The 19,266-nt window shown below is 63.9% G+C and carries 19 protein-coding genes and 1 pseudogene; 12 read left to right on the top strand and 8 right to left on the bottom strand.

What is annotated here, in order from left to right; all coding sequences use genetic code 11:
* Positions 1-8: 8 nt before the first annotated feature.
* Complete coding sequence (locus KYT87_RS00420) at positions 9-1,445, bottom strand: NAD-dependent succinate-semialdehyde dehydrogenase (RefSeq protein WP_219991503.1); 1,437 nt, start codon at positions 1,443-1,445, stop codon at positions 9-11.
* A gap of 154 nt (positions 1,446-1,599) precedes the next feature.
* On the opposite strand from KYT87_RS00420, the gene KYT87_RS00415 reads away from it, so the two are divergent.
* Positions 1,600-2,544, top strand: a complete 945-nt coding sequence (locus KYT87_RS00415; RefSeq protein ID WP_219992567.1) for a LysR family transcriptional regulator — start codon at positions 1,600-1,602, stop codon at positions 2,542-2,544.
* A gap of 27 nt (positions 2,545-2,571) precedes the next feature.
* On the opposite strand, the gene KYT87_RS00410 is transcribed toward KYT87_RS00415, so the two are convergent.
* From KYT87_RS00410 to KYT87_RS00405, 3 genes and pseudogenes are all read right to left on the bottom strand, one after another.
* Positions 2,572-3,189, bottom strand: coding sequence for a class I SAM-dependent methyltransferase (locus KYT87_RS00410; RefSeq protein WP_219991502.1), 618 nt, complete (start codon positions 3,187-3,189; stop codon positions 2,572-2,574).
* A 101-nt stretch (positions 3,190-3,290) separates the two neighbouring features.
* A pseudogene (locus tag KYT87_RS29985) lies at positions 3,291-3,393 on the bottom strand (cupin); the annotation flags it as partial.
* A 50-nt stretch (positions 3,394-3,443) separates the two neighbouring features.
* Entirely contained in the window at positions 3,444-4,274 is an 831-nt protein-coding gene (locus KYT87_RS00405; protein WP_046803973.1) for an oxidoreductase, read from the bottom strand.
* Positions 4,275-4,367: 93 nt separating this feature from the next.
* On the opposite strand from KYT87_RS00405, the gene KYT87_RS00400 reads away from it, so the two are divergent.
* Positions 4,368-5,339: an AraC family transcriptional regulator gene (locus KYT87_RS00400; protein ID WP_219991501.1), complete on the top strand. Its 972-nt coding sequence runs from the start codon at positions 4,368-4,370 to the stop codon at positions 5,337-5,339.
* 61 nt (positions 5,340-5,400) lie between these two features.
* Here the strand turns inward: KYT87_RS00400 and KYT87_RS00395 are convergent, their stop codons facing one another.
* From KYT87_RS00395 to KYT87_RS00385, 3 genes are all read right to left on the bottom strand, one after another.
* Positions 5,401-5,991 (bottom strand): mobile mystery protein B, encoded by a 591-nt coding sequence (locus KYT87_RS00395; RefSeq protein ID WP_219991500.1) that lies wholly within the window; start codon positions 5,989-5,991, stop codon positions 5,401-5,403.
* A complete protein-coding gene (locus KYT87_RS00390) occupies positions 5,982-6,443 on the bottom strand; it encodes a mobile mystery protein A (protein WP_082134412.1) in 462 nt (153 codons plus the stop codon). Before KYT87_RS00390 ends, KYT87_RS00395 begins: the two co-directional genes overlap by 10 nt.
* Positions 6,444-6,667: 224 nt before the next feature.
* Positions 6,668-7,861, bottom strand: a complete 1,194-nt coding sequence (locus KYT87_RS00385) for an acetylornithine transaminase (protein WP_104144650.1) — start codon at positions 7,859-7,861, stop codon at positions 6,668-6,670.
* Between the two features lie 215 nt (positions 7,862-8,076).
* On the opposite strand from KYT87_RS00385, the gene KYT87_RS00380 reads away from it, so the two are divergent.
* The 7 genes from KYT87_RS00380 (at position 8,077) to KYT87_RS00350 (ending at position 13,986) form a co-directional block, all read left to right on the top strand.
* Entirely contained in the window at positions 8,077-9,042 is a 966-nt protein-coding gene (locus KYT87_RS00380; protein ID WP_219991499.1) for a tripartite tricarboxylate transporter substrate binding protein, read from the top strand.
* A 183-nt stretch (positions 9,043-9,225) separates the two neighbouring features.
* A complete protein-coding gene (locus tag KYT87_RS00375; RefSeq protein ID WP_219991498.1) occupies positions 9,226-9,999 on the top strand; it encodes an SDR family oxidoreductase in 774 nt (257 codons plus the stop codon).
* A 21-nt stretch (positions 10,000-10,020) separates the two neighbouring features.
* Positions 10,021-10,923 carry a LysR family transcriptional regulator gene (locus KYT87_RS00370; RefSeq protein WP_219991497.1) on the top strand — a complete coding sequence of 301 codons (903 nt, stop codon included), beginning with the start codon at positions 10,021-10,023 and terminating at the stop codon, positions 10,921-10,923.
* A gap of 222 nt (positions 10,924-11,145) precedes the next feature.
* Entirely contained in the window at positions 11,146-11,928 is a 783-nt protein-coding gene (locus KYT87_RS00365; RefSeq protein ID WP_219991496.1) for a transporter substrate-binding domain-containing protein, read from the top strand.
* 18 nt (positions 11,929-11,946) lie between these two features.
* Entirely contained in the window at positions 11,947-12,615 is a 669-nt protein-coding gene (locus KYT87_RS00360) for an amino acid ABC transporter permease (protein ID WP_046803981.1), read from the top strand.
* Complete coding sequence (locus KYT87_RS00355) at positions 12,612-13,268, top strand: amino acid ABC transporter permease (protein ID WP_046803982.1); 657 nt, start codon at positions 12,612-12,614, stop codon at positions 13,266-13,268. Before KYT87_RS00360 ends, KYT87_RS00355 begins: the two co-directional genes overlap by 4 nt.
* Entirely contained in the window at positions 13,249-13,986 is a 738-nt protein-coding gene (locus KYT87_RS00350) for an amino acid ABC transporter ATP-binding protein (RefSeq protein WP_046803983.1), read from the top strand. The genes KYT87_RS00355 and KYT87_RS00350 overlap by 20 nt, the downstream gene beginning before the upstream one ends.
* Positions 13,987-13,998: 12 nt before the next feature.
* Here the strand turns inward: KYT87_RS00350 and KYT87_RS00345 are convergent, their stop codons facing one another.
* Complete coding sequence (locus KYT87_RS00345) at positions 13,999-15,138, bottom strand: DSD1 family PLP-dependent enzyme (protein WP_104144645.1); 1,140 nt, start codon at positions 15,136-15,138, stop codon at positions 13,999-14,001.
* A gap of 288 nt (positions 15,139-15,426) precedes the next feature.
* Between KYT87_RS00345 and KYT87_RS00340 the strand changes: the two genes are divergently transcribed.
* From KYT87_RS00340 to KYT87_RS00330, 3 genes are all read left to right on the top strand, one after another.
* Positions 15,427-16,389 (top strand): TAXI family TRAP transporter solute-binding subunit, encoded by a 963-nt coding sequence (locus tag KYT87_RS00340; protein WP_046803985.1) that lies wholly within the window; start codon positions 15,427-15,429, stop codon positions 16,387-16,389.
* A gap of 121 nt (positions 16,390-16,510) precedes the next feature.
* Complete coding sequence (locus KYT87_RS00335) at positions 16,511-18,535, top strand: TRAP transporter permease (protein WP_219991495.1); 2,025 nt, start codon at positions 16,511-16,513, stop codon at positions 18,533-18,535.
* A gap of 262 nt (positions 18,536-18,797) precedes the next feature.
* Positions 18,798-19,256, top strand: coding sequence for a DUF494 family protein (locus tag KYT87_RS00330; RefSeq protein WP_006216709.1), 459 nt, complete (start codon positions 18,798-18,800; stop codon positions 19,254-19,256).
* Positions 19,257-19,266 lie beyond the last annotated feature (10 nt).

Here is a 19,266-nt window from a genome sequence, read left to right as displayed (position 1 = left end):
TTCCCTGTTCAAGCCTGACTGATGAACTTGTGCGTGAGGTAGTACTCGATACCTTCAACGCCGCCTTCCGAACCGTGTCCGCTTTCCTTCATGCCCCCGAACGGCAGCTCGGTCGCGACGATGCGATATTGGTTGATGCCGATCATGCCGGCTTCCAGCCCATCGGCCACGTCGATCGCCGTGCGCGCATCGCGGGTGAATGCATAGGCGGACAAGCCGTAGGGCAGGCGGTTGGCTTCCTGCAAACCGTCCGCAAGCTCATCAAAGGCCATCAGCACCGCGATGGGGCCAAAGGGCTCTTCGTGCATGATCCTGGCTTGCATCGGTACATCGGCCAGCACTGTCGGTTCGAAGAAATAGCCTTCCCCTTCGATGGCGTTGCCGCCAGTCAGCACCGTGGCCCCGCACGCCACCGCATCCGCGATCAAGGCCTGCATCTTCTCAAGTTGGCGCGGGTTCGCCAGCGGGCCGACCTGGGTGGCCGGATCAAGCCCGTTGCCCACTTTCAGGGCGCGCGTGGCCTTGACGAAATGTTCGCGGAATTCGTCATAGACGCCGCGCTGCACCAGAAAGCGTGTCGACGAAATGCAGACCTGGCCCGTCCCACGAAACCGGTTGGCGGCGCCTTCGACCGCGGCGCGTGCGACGTCGGCATCGTTGAACACCAGAACCGGCCCGTGCCCGCCCAGCTCCAGCGTGATGGGCTTCACCCCTTCGGCGGCGCGTGCCGACAACAACCTGCCGATCGGCACCGACCCGGTGAACGTCACCTTGCGGATCACCGGAGACGCGATCAACTGCCGCGAGACGTCGTCGGGCACGCCAAAGACCACTTGCAGCACGCCCTTGGGCAGGCCCGCATCGTCCAGGGCACGTGCCAGTGCCAGCGCGGTGGCGGGGCTTTCTTCGCCCGGCTTGATGATGACGCTGCACCCGGCGGCAAGCGCGGCGGCCAGCTTGCGTGCCGGCGTGATGGCCGGAAAGTTCCAGGGCGTGAAAGCGGCCACCGGCCCGATTGCTTGCCGCTTGACCAGCTGCTGCACGCCGGGGCGGTTGGCGGGCACGACGCGGCCGTCTATGCGTTTGGCTTCTTCGGCAAACCAGTCGAAGTAATCGGCCGCGCGCAACACTTCATCGCGGCTTTCAACCAGCGGCTTGCCTTCTTCAAGCGTCATCAGCGTGGCAATGTGCTCGGCCCGCTCGCGCATCAATTCCGCACCGCGCTTGAGCACCCGGGCACGCTCGTTGGGAAACGCGGTGCGCCATGCGTTGAACGCCTGCTGCGTCACCTCAAGCGCGCGCTCCAGGTCGGCGGGCGTCGCAAGCGGCACGCGGCCCAGTTCCTGGCGCGTGGCCGGGTTGATGACGGCGGCGGTGTCGCGGTCGCCAGCGCCTATCCATTCGCCGTTGATGAAGAGGTAGAGCGGATCATAGTTGCCGTTCATGGCTGCAAACTCCGATAAGATTGTTCGTTTCCTGCCGGGCCAGGACCTGACCATGGAACGAAGTCTAGGCGCGAGACGGGCGCGGATTTAGCCCCCGGCGAAGGAATGACTTTCTCTGCCAGAGGAAAAGTCGCCCCCACACAATGGACCCATGATGGACAAGCTTTACAACATGTCGGTGTTTGCGAAGGTGGTCGAAATGGGCAGCTTCACTGCCGTCGCCAACCACCTTTCCACCACGGTCGGCAACATTTCACGCGCGGTCACGACGCTGGAAGAAGGGCTGAACGCCCGGCTGATCCAGCGATCCACCCGCCGCCTGGTGGTGACCGACGTGGGGCATCGGTTCTATGACCGCTGTGTGGCGATCCTGGGCGATGTCGAACGGGCGGAAGCCGAAGCAGGCCATGCAACGATCTCGCCACGTGGCGTCTTGCGCGTTCACGCGGTGCCTGGCCTGGGTCGCACTCTGGTCACCCGCGCGGCGATGGCTTACAGACAGGAATACCCCGATGTTTCCGTTGACCTGCTGCTTTCGCAGCGCATGCCCAACCTGTTGGAAGATCAGCTTGACGTCGGGATCGTGATCGCGCGCGCCTTGCCCGACTCCACCTACGTCAGCCAGAAAATCGGCGTCAGCCACTGCATCCTGGCCGCATCGCCCGCCTACCTGAAGCAGCATCCGCCCGTGCAAACCCCCGAAGACCTTGCCCGGCATGACTGCGTGCTGCTCAGCACCGTGGACTACGCCCCGGACGAATGGCATCTGGAAAGCGCGGACGGCACGTTCACCCACTGCCCGCCCGGCGCGCATTTCGGCGTGAACGATATGGACGCCATGGCGACGGCCCTGCGCGATGGGGCGGGCATCGGCCTGCTTGCCGGCTTCTCGGCAATCGAGGATCTGCGCCGAGGCACGCTGGTGCGGGTGCTGCCCGGCTATTACACGAACCAGCGCAACGTGTATGCGCTGTACCCATCACGACAATTCGTGGATGCAAAGATCAAGTTGTTCGTGGACGCGTTGAAGCTGCACGTGGGCGCGCAGCTGGCGGGGTATGCGGCGGAACTGGGGATTGTGGCGCAAGAGGCGGGGTAGCGAATGGCGCCGCGGGAGGGTTATGGCTCAGGACTCGGCAGCGTCCCGTTGCGCCAGCCATACCGTCGCGCCACCGCAAGCCGGATCCTTTTCCATATGCTGCTTCACGGAAAACCCATTGGCGTTGAGCAGTTGCCGGTACTCATTGGGGTCCAAACTGCCGTGATAAAGCGGCTTGGTTTCGAACTGGCCAATGGCTTCTCCCAGCGACGTCCCGCTGGTGAACATCAACACCGCCCCGGGCGCCGCCAGACGACGAAAAGTGCTGAACATGGGACGCTGGTCCTCGGGGCTCAGATGAAAGAAGCTATGCCAGGCGATCAAGCCGTGAAAGCTCTGGGTGAACGGCAACCGCCGCATATCAGCGGCGATCCATTGATGGTCAGGGAAAGTGGATTGCGCCCGCGATAACAAGGGCAACGACGTATCGATGCCCGTCACCAAGCACCCGTTTTCGATCAAATGACGCGCGATTGGGACACCGTTGCCGCAACCGATGTCGAGCACTTGCGCATTCTGGACGGGCATCAAAGACAAAAACTTCGTCAACCAGCTGAGTTCGACAAGCCGCGTCCCGCGCAGCGCTTCAAACGCTGCTGCGTGGTCTTGATAGATGGCGATAACGTTATCGGCGGGTGAGGGCATCTTCTTTGGTCGAAATAGCATTCAGGAGGCGCAATCGGATGCACTATTCGGAGAAGACCGCTGCAATCGCAAGGCACGCTTCGTTACGCCCCTTTTATTCCATGGCGGCGCGTCCAGCCCCATGGGTTCGGTGTCGCCCTGGTAGGAATGCGCGTCCGGCGCTGCAAGTTCGGTCCAGTGCTTGATGAATTCCGGTCGGCTCATCGGCGGTTCTCCTGGTTGTTCCTATGAAGGCATGTCTTGATTACAGCGTATCAGGCATCCGTCGACACCGTAGTCGCCTCCCACGCTCGAAACTCGTCATCCAACGCAGCAAGCTTGGCTCGCACCAGCATCAGCGCATCGCTGCCCAGCAATAGATGCGCCGGAGGATGGTCGGCCTCGATCGCGGCAAGCATCGCGCGGGCAGCCTTGACCGGGTCGCCAAGTTGCTTGCCGCTTTTCTCTTCACGCGCCTGCCGGATCGGGTCGAAGATGACATCGTAGTCCGGGATGGAACGTGGGGTTCTTGTCATTGAGCGGCCGGCCCAGTCGGTTCGGAAAGAGCCGGGCGCGACCGCGGTGACGGCAATGCCCAAGGGCTTGACCTCTTTGCCCAGGCTTTCCGAAATGCCTTCCAGCGCGAATTTGCTGCCGCAGTAGTAGGCGATTCCCGGCATCGTTATGTGTCCGCCCATCGACGTGATGTTCAGGATATGACCGCGTCGTCGCGCGCGCAGGTAGGGCAGCACTGCCTTCATCATGGCGACGGCGCCGAACACGTTCACGTCGAACTGCCTGCGCATCTCCGATAGCGGCGACTCTTCCAGTACGCCCTCGTGCCCATACCCGGCGTTGTTGACCAGGACGTCGATAGGTCCCACGCTGGTTTCGATTTCCGATACGACGTCGTCAATGCGGTCGAACTGGGTGACGTCCAGCACGCGCCCATAGGCCGCATCGGACAGCGATTCGAAATCGCGCTTCGCGTCTGCGCTTCTTACCGTGCCCACCACCGTGTGCCCGGCGGCCAGCGCTTCTTGCGCCAGCGCGCGGCCGAATCCGCTGCTGACTCCGGTGATCAGGAATATCTTGTTCAACGCCATGTTGCGTCTCCAAAATGCAAAGAGGAGACTGCATACTATTCTTGCCATAGACGACTTATCAGCCCGAATTCGCTGAATTTCTTGCATAAAGCTATGAGCCTAAACGCCGCCTCGACTCAATGTTCGGCCACGCATTCCGATACGCCCAAGCGCACGGTCGCGCTACTGCGCGCCTTGGCGCCCGCCGAAGGCTATAACCTGACCGCGCTGCCCAGCGTGCGCATCCTGCGTTCCGACCGAGCGCTTTCACGCACCCCCGTTTTGTATGACCCCGGCATTGTGATCGTGTGCCAGGGGCGCAAGCGCGGGTACTTTGGCGGGCAGATGTATCAGTACGACGAGGATCACTATCTTGCCGTCTCGGTGCCGGTTCCTTTCAGCATGGAAACCGATGCAACACCGGAACGCCCATTGCTGGCGCTTTATCTGCACCTTGATTTCACGGTGGCTGCCGAGCTGGCCGCGCAGATCGGCAACGCAAGCGCGGGCGATGGGGCGGAGGTGCCCAAGAGCATGATGTCGACTCGGATGGACGACAGGATGCACACCTGCGTTCTGCGCTTTCTTCAAGCCATGCACCAGCCAATCGAAGCCGCCGTGCTGGGACCGGGCCTGCTGCGCGAACTGTACTTCCGCGTGTTGACCGGGCCACAAGGCGGGGCGATGCGCGAGGCACTGGCGATGCGAGGGCAGTTTGGCAGGATAGGGATGTCGCTACGGCATATTCATGCCGCGTACGCCGAACCGCTTGATGTGACGCAGCTTGCGCAGAAGGCGGGCATGAGCGTTCCCAGCTTCCACAGCCATTTCAAGGCGGTCACGCAAGTGTCCCCGATGCAGTACGTGAAATCGACGCGGCTTCATCAGGCAAGGCTGTTAATGGTGCGCCAGGACTTGACCGCTGAAGCGGCGGGCCACGCCGTAGGCTACACAAGCACATCGCAATTCAGCCGAGAGTTCAAGCGGCTTTTCGGCTTGACGCCGGCGGCCGAGGCGAGACGCATGCGCGAAAGCTTCGCGATTCCTCCGTCGTTTGCCGACGCCACCTATGTGTCGTCGCACTGAGGTCGGGGGCTACCGCTTGTCCGGGGTGCCGCGATAGACAGGCCCGCTGGGCAAGGCGCTTTTAGCTGCGAACAAACGCAAGCAGCAAGTGATATTCGCCCTGGTCCGCGGCGCGTAGCGCGTTGAGATAGCGAGTCCGAGCGTTGGAGGCGTTCACAAGATTTCCCGCGCCCCCCCAGGAAAACTGCGCTTGCCCCAGGCTACGTAGAAGAGCGTCAGCCATCATTCGGGAATGCCGCCCGTTGCCGTTTGGGAATGGGTGAATCCAGACCAGGTCGCGGTGAAAGCGGGCAGCGATTTCGTCGGGTGGATAGGCGCCACGCTCGATTCCCCAACGGGTGTTGGCAAGCAGTTGCGATAGACGTGTGCTGACCTGCGTCCAGTCACAACCGATATTCTTGTCTGACCGCCGGAAGGTCCCTGCCCAGCTCCACGTCTGGTCAAACATTTTGGAATGGAGCGTTCGGCAGAATCCTTCGCTTAGAACATCTGGCGAGCGAACCCTTTTCAACCAGCGCACCGCACGCAACAGGTTTTCCTGCTCCCAATCATTCAAGTCGCCCTTGGTGCTCAGGTGCTCGGGGATGAGGCCCGCCCGTTCATCGGGGTCCAGTGGTGTCTGGCCGTCTTGATAGTCAAGATCTAGCGCCATAGCTCGGACCATCGGCCCCGTAGCAGTTCATCGATTCTGCGCTCTACTTGTTTACGGAGTCGGTCCTCTGTTGGGCGCTGGTCTTCGAGGCCCATGGTGTGCGCAACGCCTCCGACCTCTTCCAGCGCGACAGCGCGGGCGCGCTCTTGAACCCTATCCGTGAGCGGCTTGCGAGGCACCAAGGCATAAACAAGTTCGCAATCAAGTCCGTCCGCCAGCTTGCGCAGTTGCCTGAGCGAGATGCGTTCGTCCGCTTCCGCTTGTTCTGATTTATGAAGCGTGGGTGCCGAAATTCCCAAGCGTTCGGCTTGCTGCCGCTGAGTCAAGCCAAGTGACTCCCGGATCAGCTTCAACCAACCGCTAGCAGGCGGTTTTCGCCCAAGCAGGTTTGCGTAAGCAGAGAGCGCGGCCTGCAGTTGTTCCAAGCGAAGTTGGTTGAGTTCGGGGGACATTTTCTAGCCTGTACGCGGTCATAAGTTAGGAAAATATTAGCCTATAGCGCAGCAAAACGGCAGATTCTATTAGCCTATAGTGCAACAGACTTTGCGCGGTTGCTGCACTATAGGCTAATGATGAAGGGTGCGGTCCCCGTCCCCCGCGCCCCCTAACGCCTGTCCGCGCAAGAAAAAGGGCCGCGAATCCGCAGCCCTTGCTCACTCTTGCCAGCCTGAATCAATCAAGCCTTGCGCACCTGCGCGATCAGCGCGTCCAGTTGCGTCAGCATCAGGTCGATTTCTTCGGCCGTGACGTTCAGCGCGGGCATGAAGCGCAGCAGGTTGGGGCGCGGGGCGTTCAGCAGCAGGCCTTGCGGGTTCTGGTTGCGGGCGGCTTCGACGATGGCGGGGCCGTCGTCGCGGTCCATGATCAGGGCACGCAGCAGGCCTTGGCCGCGTTCGCCCTTCATGCCGTACTTGGCCGACAGGGCCAGCAGGCCTTCGGACAGTTGCTTGGCGCGCGCGTTGACGGCGTCCATGAAGCCCGGGGCGGCCAGGGCGTCGAACACGGCCACGCCCACGGCGGTGGTCAGCGGGTTGCCGTTATACGTGCCGCCCTGGTCGCCGTGCGAGAACACGCAGGCGTCCTGGCGGGCCAGCAGCGCGGCCAGCGGCACGCCGCCGCCGATGCCCTTGGCCAACGTCATGATGTCCGGCGTGACGTCGGAATGCTGGTAGGCGAACATCTTGCCGGTGCGGCCCATGCCGGTCTGGACTTCGTCCACGATCAGCAGCAGCTGGTTCTCGTCGGCCAGCTTGCGCAGGCCTTGCATGAACTCCTTGGTGGCGGGGATGACGCCGCCTTCGCCTTGCACCGGCTCCAGCATGATGGCGACGGTCTTGTCGTCGATCAGCTTCTTCACGGATTCCAGGTCGTTCAATTCTGCCTTGGGGAAGCCTTCGACTTGCGGGGCGAACATCTTGTCCCAGCCCGGCTTGCCCGATGCGGACATCGTGGCCAGCGTGCGGCCGTGGAAGCCGTGGTTCATCGTGATGATCTTGTAGGCGCCGTTCTTCTTGACCTGGCCCCACTTGCGCGCCAGCTTGATGGCGCCTTCGTTGGCTTCGCCGCCGCTGTTGGCGAAGAAGACGCGGTCAAAGCAGGACGCGCCGGTCAGGCGTTGGGCCAGCTCGATCGAGGGAATGTTGTAGAACGCCGGCGACGGGTTCATCAGCTTTTGCGACTGTTCGACCAGCGCGCGCTGCATTTCCGGAGCCGAATGGCCCAGCGTGTTCACCGCCCAGCCCTGCACGAAGTCCAGGTATCGCTTGCCCGCATGATCCTCCAGCCAGGAGCCCTTGCCGCTGACGAACACGAGGTCCGGGCGGGAAGTGATGTCCATGAGGGTGTTGACGTTGAACTGGCTGAATTCCATGGCGGTTCCTGCGGGGTAAGGACAGCGGTGAAGGAAAAACTTCGCGGGCAAAGCGCGAAAAGGCAAATGTAGCACCGACAGAGGGATGCTATCGTGACGCACCCCCCGCCGAATCGCCCCGGGCCGCCTCACAAGGGCCGCCGTTCGGGCGCTCTATTTTATGAGAAGTGGCGCGCCCCTCGCGCGCAGCCCTTGTCGCTTTTTACTGACCAATCATGAAACGTATTCTTTCCAGTCTTGCCGCCGGCTTGGCGCTGGCGGCGGCCGGCGCGCCGGTGCACGCCGAATATCCCGAACGCGCCATCCGCCTGATCGTGCCGTTCCCGCCCGGGCAGGCCACCGACATCTTTGCCCGCGCGCTGGCTGAAAAGCTGGGCGCCGCCGTCAAGCAGCCCATCGTGGTGGAAAACCGCGCCGGCGCGGGCAGCAATATCGGCATGGAACAAGCCATGCGCGCCCCGGCCGATGGCTACACGCTGGTCATCGCGGGTAGCGCCGCCGCCGTCAACCAGACGCTGTACAAGACCATCAACTACAGCCTGACCAAGGATTTCGCGCCGGTGTCGGGCGTGTTCTCGGTGCCGCTGATGTTCCTGGCCACGCCGGCCTCGGGCATCACGTCCCTGAAGCAGCTGGTGGCGCAGGCGCGCGCCAATCCGGGTGAACTGGCTTACGCCAGCGCCGGCATCGGCGGCACGCAGCATCTGTCGGCCGAGATGTTCAAGGCGGCGGCCAACATCGATATCCGCCACATTCCGTACAAGGGCAGTGGCCCGGCGCAGGCGGATTTCCTGGGGCACCAGGTGCCGCTGATGGTGGATTCCGTGACCGCGGGCCTGCCGCACGTGCAGAGCAAAAAAGCCGTGGCGCTGGCCGTGACCACCGCCAAGCGCCTGCCGCAACTGCCGGACGTGCCGACGGTGGCCGAATCGGGTTATCCGGGTTTCGAGGCCATCGGCTGGGCCGCCGTGCTGGCCCCGCGCGATACGCCGGCCGACGTCACCACTTACCTGAGCCGTCAGATCGGCGTGGCGCTGAATACGCCGGAGATGCAGAAGTTCCTGCGTGACCGGGGCGCCGAACCGATGCCGCTCAGCCCCGAGGCCACGGGCAAGTTCATTGCCAGCGAAGTGGACAAGTGGGGCCGCGCGGTCAAGCAGTCCGGCGCGCAGGTGGACTAAGCGTTCCTCCTTCCGCCAAAGCCGTCCCTGTTTTGCACGGGACGGCTTTTTTATGGACGCCACCTTGCCCAATGCCGCCGCTTTGGGTGGTTTTTCTGGATAGTGCATCTTGCCGCAGCCGGTTTATCGGTGGGTTGCGCTTGCCTAAGCTCGAAACTCCATCGATTCATGAAGGGGTTTTCCATGGCAGACCATTCCATCAAGGGCAAAGTCGTGCTGATTGCCGGCGGCGCAAAGAACCTGGGCGGCTTGATTGCGCGCGATCTGGCCGCGCACGGCGCGGACGCCATCGCGATCCACTACAACAGCGCGGCGTCCAAGGCAGCGGCGGACGCAACGGTAGCCGCCGTCGAAGCGGCCGGCGCCAAAGCCGTGGCCTTGCAAGCCGACCTAACAACCGCGGGCGCTGTCGAGAAGCTGTTTGCCGATGCGGTAGCCGCCGTGGGCAAACCGGATATTGCGATCAACACCGTCGGCAAGGTGCTGAAAAAACCGTTCACCGAAATCAGCGAGGCCGAGTACGACGAGATGACGGCGGTCAATTCCAAGACGGCCTTTTTCTTCCTGCGCGAAGCGGGCCGGCACGTCAACGACAACGGCAAGGTCTGCACGCTGGTGACGTCGCTGCTGGGTGCGTTTACGCCGTTCTATGCCGCGTACGCCGGCACCAAGGCGCCGGTCGAGCATTACACCCGCGCCGCGTCCAAGGAGTTCGGCGCGCGCGGGATCTCGGTCACGGCGGTGGGCCCCGGCCCCATGGACACGCCGTTCTTCTACCCGGCCGAAGGCGAGGACGCGGTGGCATATCACAAGACCGCGGCCGCGCTGTCGCCGTTCAGCAAGACGGGCTTGACCGACATTGAAGACGTCGTGCCCTTCATTCGCCATCTGGTCAGCGACGGCTGGTGGATCACGGGCCAGACTATTTTGATCAACGGCGGCTACACCACCAAGTAAGTAGCCGCTAATCTGTCGGGCATGGACCGATTCGACCAGTACCGCGTATTCGCCCAAGTCGCCGAGATGGGCAGCTTCATCAAGGCCGCCAACGCGCTGAACGCACCTCGCGCGTCGGTGTCCGCGGCCATCCAGCAACTGGAGGCCCAACTTGGCGTACGCCTGCTGCACCGCACGACGCGGCAGGTGCGGCTGACGGCCGACGGCGAACAATTGCTGGCGCGCGTGCAGCCGCTGCTGGCGGACGTGGAAGACATCGACCAGTTGTTCCATGCCAGCCAGTTGCAGGCCTCGGGCAGATTAAGCATCGACGTGCCCAGCCGGGTGGCGCGCCGCCTGATCGCGCCCGCGCTGCCCAGCCTGCTGCGCCGCCATCCCCGCCTGGTGTTGGCGTTGACCTCGACCGACCGCGCCATCGACCTGGTGCAGGAAGGCGTGGATTGCGCCGTACGGATCGGCGCGCTGGCCGATAGCAGCCTGGTGGTGCGGCCGCTGGGTCGAATCGCCCTGATCAATTGCGCCAGCCCCGGCTACCTGCGCGAACACGGCGAGCCGCGCAGACCCGCCGACCTGTCGGAAGGGCACTGGACGGTAGGCTATGCCTCCCCGAAGACGCGCCGCGAGCTGCCTTGGGAATTTCATGCCGACGACGGGCACATCGCGCAACCGCGCAGCCGCGTGATCGTGGACAACGCCGAAAACTACATCGCCTGCTGTCTGGCGGGGATGGGCCTGATCCAGATACCGCGCTTTGACGTGCAGCATCTGCTGGATGCCGGCGAGCTGGTGGAAGTGATGCCGGCGTTTCGCGCAGCGCCGATGCCGGTGTCGCTGATCTACCCGCATCGACGCCAGCGCACGCGGCGCCTGACCGTGTTCCAGGATTGGTTTGAATCGCTGATGCGGCCCCATCTGGAGGCCTGAAACCCGCCCATGCCGCGCGAGCCAAAGCGGTGCGAAACGCGCTCGCCGCCGGCGCACCCGCCGCACCAAAACGGGGCGGCGCGCGGCGACCGAGCAACGCATCCGCAGCGCCACCGCGCGCCATGCGCAATGGCACGGAACTTGCTTTTCCAGCTTTGTATACCGAATCGGTGTGCAACGCGTCGACCCGTCCCGGGCGACGCGCGCCCTGGAGAGTTCCTCATGAACCGTAGAACCCTGTTGTTGTCCCTTTGCACCGCCGCCAGCCTGCTGGCCGCGCCGCTGACGCACGCCGACACGTTGGATGACATCGTCAAAGCCGGCACCATCAAGATCGCCGTGCCGCAGGACTTCCCGCCGTTCGGCTCGGTGGGCGCCGACATGAAGCCGCTGGGCTATGACATCGATACGGCCGCGCTGATCGCCAAGCAATTGGGCGTGAAGCTGGAACTGGTGCCCGTCACCAGCGCCAACCGGGTGCCTTACTTGCAGACCCGCAAGGTGGACCTGGTGATCTCCAGCCTGGGCAAGAATGCGGAACGCGAGAAAGCCATCGACTTTTCCGACGCCTACGCGCCGTTCTTCAATGGCGTGTTCGGCCCGGCGGATTTGAAGGTGTCGTCGGCGGCGGACCTGGCCGGCAAGACCATCGGCGTCACGCGTGGCGCGGTGGAAGACATCGAGCTGTCGAAGATCGCCCCGGCCTCGGCCACCCTGAAGCGCTATGAAGACAACAACGGCACCATCACCGCCTTCCTGTCGGGCCAGGTGCCGATGATTGCCACGGGCAACGTGGTGGCCGCCGCCATCCTGGCGCGCAACCCGGCCAAAAAGCCCGAGACGAAATTCCTGATCAAGAATTCGCCGTGCTACATCGGCATGAACAAGGACGAGCCCAAGCTGCGCGCCAAGGTCAACGACATTCTGGCCGCCGCCAAGCGTGACGGCTCGTTGTCGGCGATATCGCAGAAGTGGCTGGGGGCCGAGCTGCCCAAGGACCTGTAAGTTCCGACGGCGGCCACCATGGCTTACCAATACGACTTCGCGTCGGTATTCGACTACACGCCGGTGCTATTGAAAGGCATCGGCGTGACGGTGGAACTGATCGCTTTCGGCGCGGTGGCGGGCGTGGCGCTGGGCATCGCCTGCGCCTGGGTCCGCACGCAGGGGCCGCGCGGGCTGCGCGCGCCCGTTGCCGCCTATGTCGAGGTGATACGCAACACGCCGTTCCTGATCCAGCTGTTCTTCGTGTTCTTCGGCCTGCCATCGCTGGGCGTGCAGCTGGGCGAGATGCAGGCGGCGTGCCTGGCGATGGCGCTGAACCTGGGCGCCTACAGCGCCGAGATCATCCGCGCGGGCATCGACGCCACGCCCAAAGGGCAGTACGAGGCGGGCGCCAGCCTGGCGATGACGCGCTTTCAGGTGTTCCGGCACGTGGTGCTGAAGCCCGCCTTGAAACGCATCTGGCCGGCGCTGTCGTCGCAGATCGTAATTGTGATGCTGGGCTCGGCGGTGTGCTCGCAGATTGCGGCCGAAGACCTGACCTTTGCCGCGAACTTCATCCAGTCGCGCAATTTCCGCGCGTTCGAGGTGTACCTGGTCACCACCGGCATCTACCTGGTGCTGGCCATTGTCCTGCGCCAGTTGCTGCGCCTGGCGGGCTGGCGACTGTTTCGCAAGGCGGCGCGATGATTGAATTTTCAATGTGGGACATCGTCCGCAACCTGCTGCTGGCCGCGCGCTGGACGGTGGTGCTGTCGCTGGTGGCGTTCGTGGGCGGCGCGCTGATGGGCATGCTGGCGCTGATGATGCGCACGTCGCGCGTGGCGCTGATGCGCCGCGCCAGCTGGGCGTATATCGAACTGTTCCAGGGCACGCCGCTGTTGATGCAGCTGTTCCTGGCGTTCTTCGGGCTGTCGCTCCTGGGGCTGGAAGTGCCGCCCTGGCTGGCAGCGGGCGCCGCGCTGACGCTGTGGTCGGGCGCGTTCCTGGCCGAGATCTGGCGTGGCTGCGTGGAAGCCATTCCAAAAGGCCAATGGGAAGCGTCCGCCAGCCTGGCGCTGGGCTACGTGCAGCAGATGCGCTACGTGGTGCTGCCGCAGGCGCTGCGCATCGCCATTGCGCCCACCGTCGGCTTCGCCGTGCAGATCGTCAAGAGCACGGCGCTGACCTCCATCATCGGGTTCACCGAGCTGTCCAAGGCCAGCACGGTGATCACCAACGCCACGTTCAGTCCCTTCACCGTCTACGCCTGCGCCGCGCTGATCTACTTCGCGCTGTGCTGGCCCCTGTCGCGCCTTAGCCTCCGGCTGGAAAGGAAGTTGCATGCCCCTCATCGCCCTTGAAGACGTCCGCAAGAAATTCGGCGACAACGAAGTCCTGAAGGGGGTGACGCTGCGCGTTGAACCCGGCGAGGTCATCGCCATCATCGGCAAGAGCGGCTCGGGCAAGAGCACGCTGCTGCGCTGCGTGAACGGGTTGGAGCAGATTGACGGCGGCGCGATCATGGTGGCCGACGCACAGTTGGGCGACGACGAGCTGCGGTTGCGCGCGCTGCGGCTCAAAGTGGGCATGATCTTCCAGCAGTTCAACCTGTTTCCGCACCTGACGGTGGGGCGCAACGTGATGCTGTCGCCCATGGTGGCCAAGCGCATGCCGGAAGCGGACGCGGCCGACATGGCGCGCGCCATGCTGACGCGCGTGGGGCTGGCGCACAAGTTCGATGCGTGGCCCGAGGAACTGTCCGGCGGTCAGCAACAGCGCGTGGCGATTGCGCGCGCGTTGGCGATGCAGCCGCTGGCGCTGCTGTGCGACGAAATCACATCGGCGCTGGACCCGGAGCTGGTCAATGAAGTGCTGGCGGTGGTGCGCGAACTGGCGGCCGACGGCATGACGCTGCTGATGGTCACGCACGAGATGCGCTTTGCGCGCGAGGTCTGCGACCGCGTCGTCTTCATGCACCAGGGCCGCGTGCATGAGATCGGGCCGCCCGAGGAGTTGTTCGCATCGCCCGCCACCCCCGAACTGCGGCAATTCCTGGGGATGACGAACCTGGCGATGTGACGGGAAGCGCGATCAGCGCGAAAAGCCGCGCGCGGCGATTTCCCAGATGTCCTGCACCACGCCATCACGCACCACGACCAGGCCGTCATGCAGATTGAAGGTAGGGTCCACGTGCGAGGGCACCAGGCGCAGCACGTCGCCCAGCGCCGGCGCGGTGGCGCCGGGCGCGACACGCACCACGCCATGTTCATCATTGATGGCGGCGTAGGTCAGGCCGGGCGCGTCGAAGACGGCGGGCGGGCCGCATTCGGCGGTGGTCGATTTCAGACCCGCATCCAGGATGACGCGCTCGGGCGCGGGCACGCTCATGACGGTGGACAGCACGAACAGGCTGTTCTGGAACGTAAGCGGGCCGTCCCATTCGTTGGCGCCGTAATCGCCATCCATGAACGCGTACGAGCCCGCTTGCAGTTCGGTGTAGACGCCGCTTGCCGCATCGAATTCCGCGCTGCCCGTGCCGCCGCCGGTGATGATGTCGCACGCGATGCCGCTTTCGCGCAGCAGTTGGGCATAAGACGCGGCGATGCGCGCGGCCTGGCGGCAGATCCGCGCGCGTTCTTCGCGCGTACGGGCGTGCTGCACCGAGCCGTGATAGGCCTGAAGGCCCACGAAGTCCACACCCGGCAGATCGCGCGCCTGTTGCGCCAGCGCCAGCACCAGGGCGTCGTCCGAGACGCCGCAACGCCCTTGTCCGACGTCCACTTCGACCAGCACATCGATCTGGGCGCCGGCTTGCACCATGGCTTGGGAAATGTCCGCCAGGTTTTTCGCGTTATCCACGCAGACGCTCAGCTTGGCCACGCGCGCCAGCTGGCCCAGCAGGGCCAGCTTGGCCGGCCCGACGACTTCGTTACTGATGTGGATGTCGTGGATGCCGGCCGCCACGAAAGGCAGCGCTTCGCTGACCTTCTGGCAGCAGATGCCGCGCGCGCCCAGTGCCAGCTGGCGCCGCGCGATCTCGGGGCATTTGTGCGCCTTGGCGTGCGGGCGCAGGGCGACTTCGTGGCGGTCCGCCCAGGCCTGCATGGCGCGCAGGTTGGCCTCGAAGGGGCCAAGGTCCAGCACCAGGCTGGGCGTGTCGACGCGGGCCAACGGGTCGCCCGGTTGCGCGGGCGGGGGCAGCGCTATGCCGCGTATGACTTCCTGGGACATCGAGGTAACTCCGTGATCTACAGCGCGTGGGATGTAACCGCCAGCGGCGACACCATAACTAAAGCACGACCTTCCATAACCCCAAGGCTTATTCACCCCCAGGTAAACGATAGCTCCGTAACCATTGGCTACGGATGCCCCGCATGCCAGAATTTCAACATGAAAACGGCCCCCAAGGGGAGGCCCATTTTTGTGCCCGGACGGCGCTTTTATTGAACCGCCCGCCACAGGAATGACAAGACGATTTCCGTCACAAGAACCCTACCTGACAACACCGGAGAAGCTCGCATGAAACTCAAACACTGGATCACCGCCCTGACCGTCGCGGTTGCCGCCGTCGGCACCGTGGGTTCCGCACAGGCCCAGCAGTTCTTCCGCATCGGCACGGGCGGCACGGCCGGCACGTACTACCCCATCGGCGGCATCATCGCCAACGCCGTGTCGCAGCCAGGCAAGCTGGTTGCCACGGCCGTGGCGTCCAACGGGTCGGTGGCCAACATCAACGGCATTCTGGGCGGCTCGTTCGAAGCCGGCTTCACGCAGTCGGACGTGGCGTACTGGGCCTATAGCGGCACGGGCACGTTCGAAGGCAAGCCCAAGGCGCAAGACCTGCGCCTGATCGCCACGCTGTATCCCGAGAGCATCCACCTGGTGACGCGCAAGGGCGCGGGCATCAAGAGCGTGGCTGACCTGAAGGGCAAGCGCGTGTCGATGGACGAACCGGGCTCGGGCACGCTGGTTGACGTGCGCCTGATCCTGGGCGCCTACGGCATGACCGACAAGGACATCAAGGCCGAATACTTGAAGCCGAACCAGGCGGGCGACAAGCTCAAGGACGGCGGGCTGGACGCGTTCTTCTTCGTGGGCGGTGCGCCGGCCGGCGCCATCGCCGAACTGGCCTCCAGCGGCGCGGGCATCGAAATCGTGCCGCTGGTCGGCCCGGAAATCGACGCGCTGCGCGCCAAGCAGGAGTTCTTCACGCCCGACACCATCGCTGCCAACACGTATCAGAACGTGGGCGAGGTCAAGACCATTTCGGTCAATGCGCAAATGGTCACGTCGGCCAAGCTGCCGGAACAGGTCGTGTATGACGTCACCAAGGCGCTGTACAGCGACGCCACGCGCAAGACGCTGGACAACGGCCACGCCAAGGGCAAGCTGATCACGCGCGAAAACGCCATCAAGGGCGCCGGCATCCCGTTCCACCCGGGCGCCGAGAAGTTCTACAAGGAAATCGGCTTGTTGAAGTAAGCCCAAGCCGTACTCGCGACGGCGATACGCCGGCGCGCCGGGTACCCCCCGGTGTTGCGCCGGCATTGCGCAGGGCCGCCTCGTGCGGCCCTGTTTGCGGATTCACCTGAGAAATACGTCGATGGAAATAGACCACGAAAAGACCCAGCAACTGGCGGAAAAGTACGATTCCGAAATCCGCTTCCGGCCACTGGACAAGACCGCCACCTGGATCGTCTCGGGCCTGCTGGTCACGCTCTCGATCTTTCATTACTACACCGCGGGCTTTGGCCTGCTGCGCGAGGCCACGCATCGCGGCGTGCACCTGGCGTTTGTGCTCAGCCTGATTTTCCTGGTGTTCGGCTTTTCGAAGTCGCACTATCAGCGCGAGCCGAAGTCCACCTGGTACGCCCCCGGCGGCATCCCGCTGTATGACTGGATCATCGCCGTGGCGCTGGCGCTGTCGGTCATGTACATCCCGTACATCTTCGAAGACCTGGCGTTCCGCGTGGGCAATCCGCTGCCCATCGACGTGTTCATGGGGTCCATCCTGCTGATCGGCCTGCTGGAAGCCACGCGCCGCGCCATGGGCTGGCCGCTGCCGATCATCGCCCTGGTGTTCATGGCCTACGCCATGTTCGGACCGTATTTCCCCGGGCTGCTGCAACACGCGGGCAACACCTGGTCCCAGATCGTCAACCACATGTACCTGACGAGCCAGGGCGTGTACGGCGTGGCGGTCGGGGTGGTGGCGACCTACGTGTTTCACTTCGTGCTGTTCGGCGTGCTGGCCACCCGCATCGGGCTGGGCCAGTTGTTCCTGGACGTGGCCTCGACCATTGCCGGCCGCTATGCGGGCGGCCCGGCCAAGGTGTCGGTGTTTGGCTCGGCCATGTTCGGCATGTTGTCCGGATCATCGGTGGCCAACGCGGTCACGGTGGGGTCGCTGACCATTCCCGCGATGATCCGCGTGGGCTATCCGCGCCACTTCGCGGCCGGGGTCGAAGCCGCCAGCAGCACGGGTGGGCAGATCACGCCGCCCATCATGGGCGCGGCCGCGTTCCTGATGATCGAATTTTTGGGCATCCCGTACCAGCAGATTGCCATCGCCGGCATTTTCCCGGCCTTCCTGTACTTCTTCGGCCTGTTCATGCAGGTGCACTTCGAGGCCAAGCGCGAAGGGCTGCGCGGCCTGACGGCCGAGGAAATGCCCAAGCTGAAGCAATCGGTCAAGATGCGCTGGCCGACCTTGATTCCGCTGTTTTTGCTGATCGGCGTGCTGGCCAGCGGCCGCACGCCATACCTGGCGGCGTTCGCGGGCATCACCGGCTGCATCCTGGTGGGGCTGCTGAATCCGTATCAGCGCTTGCGTTGGCGTGACCTGTACGAAGCCTTCGAGACCGGCGCCAAGTACGCGCTGGCCGTGGGCGCCGCCGCCGGCACGGTAGGTATCGTGATCGGTGTGGTGACGCTGACCGGCGTGGGCTTCAAGGTGTCGTACATCGTGATCTCGGCGGCGCAGTCCATCGCCGGCGTGGCCTCGGTGGTGATTCCGGAAGCCATCGCGAACACGCAGTCGCTGACCTTGGTGGCGGCGTTGATCATGACGGGCATCGTCTGCATCCTGATGGGCTGCGGCATTCCCACCACGGCCAACTACCTGATCATGGTGGCGGTGGCCGCCCCCACCCTGGTGCAACTGGGCGTGCAGCCGATTGCGGCGCACTTCTTCGTGTTCTATTTCGGCATCCTGGCGGACATCACGCCACCGGTGGCGCTGGCGGCCTACGCGGCGGCGGGCATGGCGGGCAGTGACCCGTTCAAGACCGGCAACACGGCATTCAGGCTGGGCATCACCAAGCTGATCGTGCCGTTCGTGTTCGTGTTTTCGCCGTCGCTGCTGATATCGGTGCAGGGCTTTACCTGGTACGACTTCTTCGTGACGCTGATCGGCTGCATGGTGGGCCTGGTGCTGCTGTCGGCGGCGTTCTCGCGCTACATGCTGGTCGGCATGAAAAGTTGGGAACGGTGGCTGTGCACGCTGGGCGCGTTGCTGACGATCGTTCCGGGCGTGACCAGCGGCGTGATCGGGCTGGCCCTCTGCATTCCGGTCTTCATCCGCCAGCTTGCCGGACTGAAGCTGGAGAACGCGGCCAAGGCAGCCTGAGCGCCGCCTTGCCGGGGCGACCCGGCCAGGCAGAAAAAACAGGGGCGGACCTGAGTGTCCGCCCCTGTTTTCTTTTGCACAATCGCGCATTTTGGCAGCAAATACGGGCAGAATGGGGGCCGTCCACGACAGGGTGACGCCATACAACATTCCGCCTTTTCGCCGGTTGCCCGGCTAAATAAATCAGCGTAAAGTAAAATTCATGTTTGCTGGTCTGCCGATATGCGGGCCGACTGTGCAAACAGGCACAACACTGCGCCATATGTTCGATATCCTGGTTTATCTGTTCGAGAATTACTACACGCCGCAAGCCTGTCCTGCGGCCGATGTGCTCGCAAAGCGGCTAGCCGCCGCCGGTTTCGAGCACGAAGACATCGACGACGCGCTCGGTTGGCTGTATGGCCTTGCCGAGACCACCGAACGATGTGTCGACCTCGCTCAGGCGCCCAACACCGGAACCCGGATCTACACCGACAACGAATACAGCCAGCTCGGCTCCGAATCCATCGGCTTCATCGCCTTCCTGGAATCGGCCGGCGTGCTGCCGGCGCCCCTGCGTGAGATCGTCATCGACCGAGGCCTGGCTTCGCCCGAAACGCCCGTGCCGCTATCCAAGATCAAGATCATCGCCCTCATGGTTCTCTGGAGCCAGGAAGCCGAGATCGACAACCTGGTCCTGGAAGAGCTGCTGGACGAAGAGGGCGTGCGGTTGTTGCATTGACGCGGCGCGC

This window comes from Achromobacter sp. ES-001 (assembly GCF_019448355.1).
Lineage (GTDB): Bacteria > Pseudomonadota > Gammaproteobacteria > Burkholderiales > Burkholderiaceae_B > Achromobacter > Achromobacter spanius_B.
Note: the sequence above shows the minus strand (reverse complement) of the source record. Positions and strands in the feature narration are given on the sequence as shown.

Bases quoted from the DNA above. Each gene is read 5' to 3' on its own strand.
- KYT87_RS00420 (WP_219991503.1), bottom strand. From the start codon at position 1,445: ATGAACGGCAACTATGATCCGCTCTACCTCTTCATCAACGGCGAATGG.
- KYT87_RS00415 (WP_219992567.1), top strand. From the start codon at position 1,600: ATGGACAAGCTTTACAACATGTCGGTGTTTGCGAAGGTGGTCGAAATG.
- KYT87_RS00410 (WP_219991502.1), bottom strand. From the start codon at position 3,189: ATGCCCTCACCCGCCGATAACGTTATCGCCATCTATCAAGACCACGCA.
- KYT87_RS00405 (WP_046803973.1), bottom strand. From the start codon at position 4,274: ATGGCGTTGAACAAGATATTCCTGATCACCGGAGTCAGCAGCGGATTC.
- KYT87_RS00400 (WP_219991501.1), top strand. From the start codon at position 4,368: ATGAGCCTAAACGCCGCCTCGACTCAATGTTCGGCCACGCATTCCGAT.
- KYT87_RS00395 (WP_219991500.1), bottom strand. From the start codon at position 5,991: ATGGCGCTAGATCTTGACTATCAAGACGGCCAGACACCACTGGACCCC.
- KYT87_RS00390 (WP_082134412.1), bottom strand. From the start codon at position 6,443: ATGTCCCCCGAACTCAACCAACTTCGCTTGGAACAACTGCAGGCCGCG.
- KYT87_RS00385 (WP_104144650.1), bottom strand. From the start codon at position 7,861: ATGGAATTCAGCCAGTTCAACGTCAACACCCTCATGGACATCACTTCC.
- KYT87_RS00380 (WP_219991499.1), top strand. From the start codon at position 8,077: ATGAAACGTATTCTTTCCAGTCTTGCCGCCGGCTTGGCGCTGGCGGCG.
- KYT87_RS00375 (WP_219991498.1), top strand. From the start codon at position 9,226: ATGGCAGACCATTCCATCAAGGGCAAAGTCGTGCTGATTGCCGGCGGC.
- KYT87_RS00370 (WP_219991497.1), top strand. From the start codon at position 10,021: ATGGACCGATTCGACCAGTACCGCGTATTCGCCCAAGTCGCCGAGATG.
- KYT87_RS00365 (WP_219991496.1), top strand. From the start codon at position 11,146: ATGAACCGTAGAACCCTGTTGTTGTCCCTTTGCACCGCCGCCAGCCTG.
- KYT87_RS00360 (WP_046803981.1), top strand. From the start codon at position 11,947: ATGGCTTACCAATACGACTTCGCGTCGGTATTCGACTACACGCCGGTG.
- KYT87_RS00355 (WP_046803982.1), top strand. From the start codon at position 12,612: ATGATTGAATTTTCAATGTGGGACATCGTCCGCAACCTGCTGCTGGCC.
- KYT87_RS00350 (WP_046803983.1), top strand. From the start codon at position 13,249: ATGCCCCTCATCGCCCTTGAAGACGTCCGCAAGAAATTCGGCGACAAC.
- KYT87_RS00345 (WP_104144645.1), bottom strand. From the start codon at position 15,138: ATGTCCCAGGAAGTCATACGCGGCATAGCGCTGCCCCCGCCCGCGCAA.
- KYT87_RS00340 (WP_046803985.1), top strand. From the start codon at position 15,427: ATGAAACTCAAACACTGGATCACCGCCCTGACCGTCGCGGTTGCCGCC.
- KYT87_RS00335 (WP_219991495.1), top strand. From the start codon at position 16,511: ATGGAAATAGACCACGAAAAGACCCAGCAACTGGCGGAAAAGTACGAT.
- KYT87_RS00330 (WP_006216709.1), top strand. From the start codon at position 18,798: ATGTTCGATATCCTGGTTTATCTGTTCGAGAATTACTACACGCCGCAA.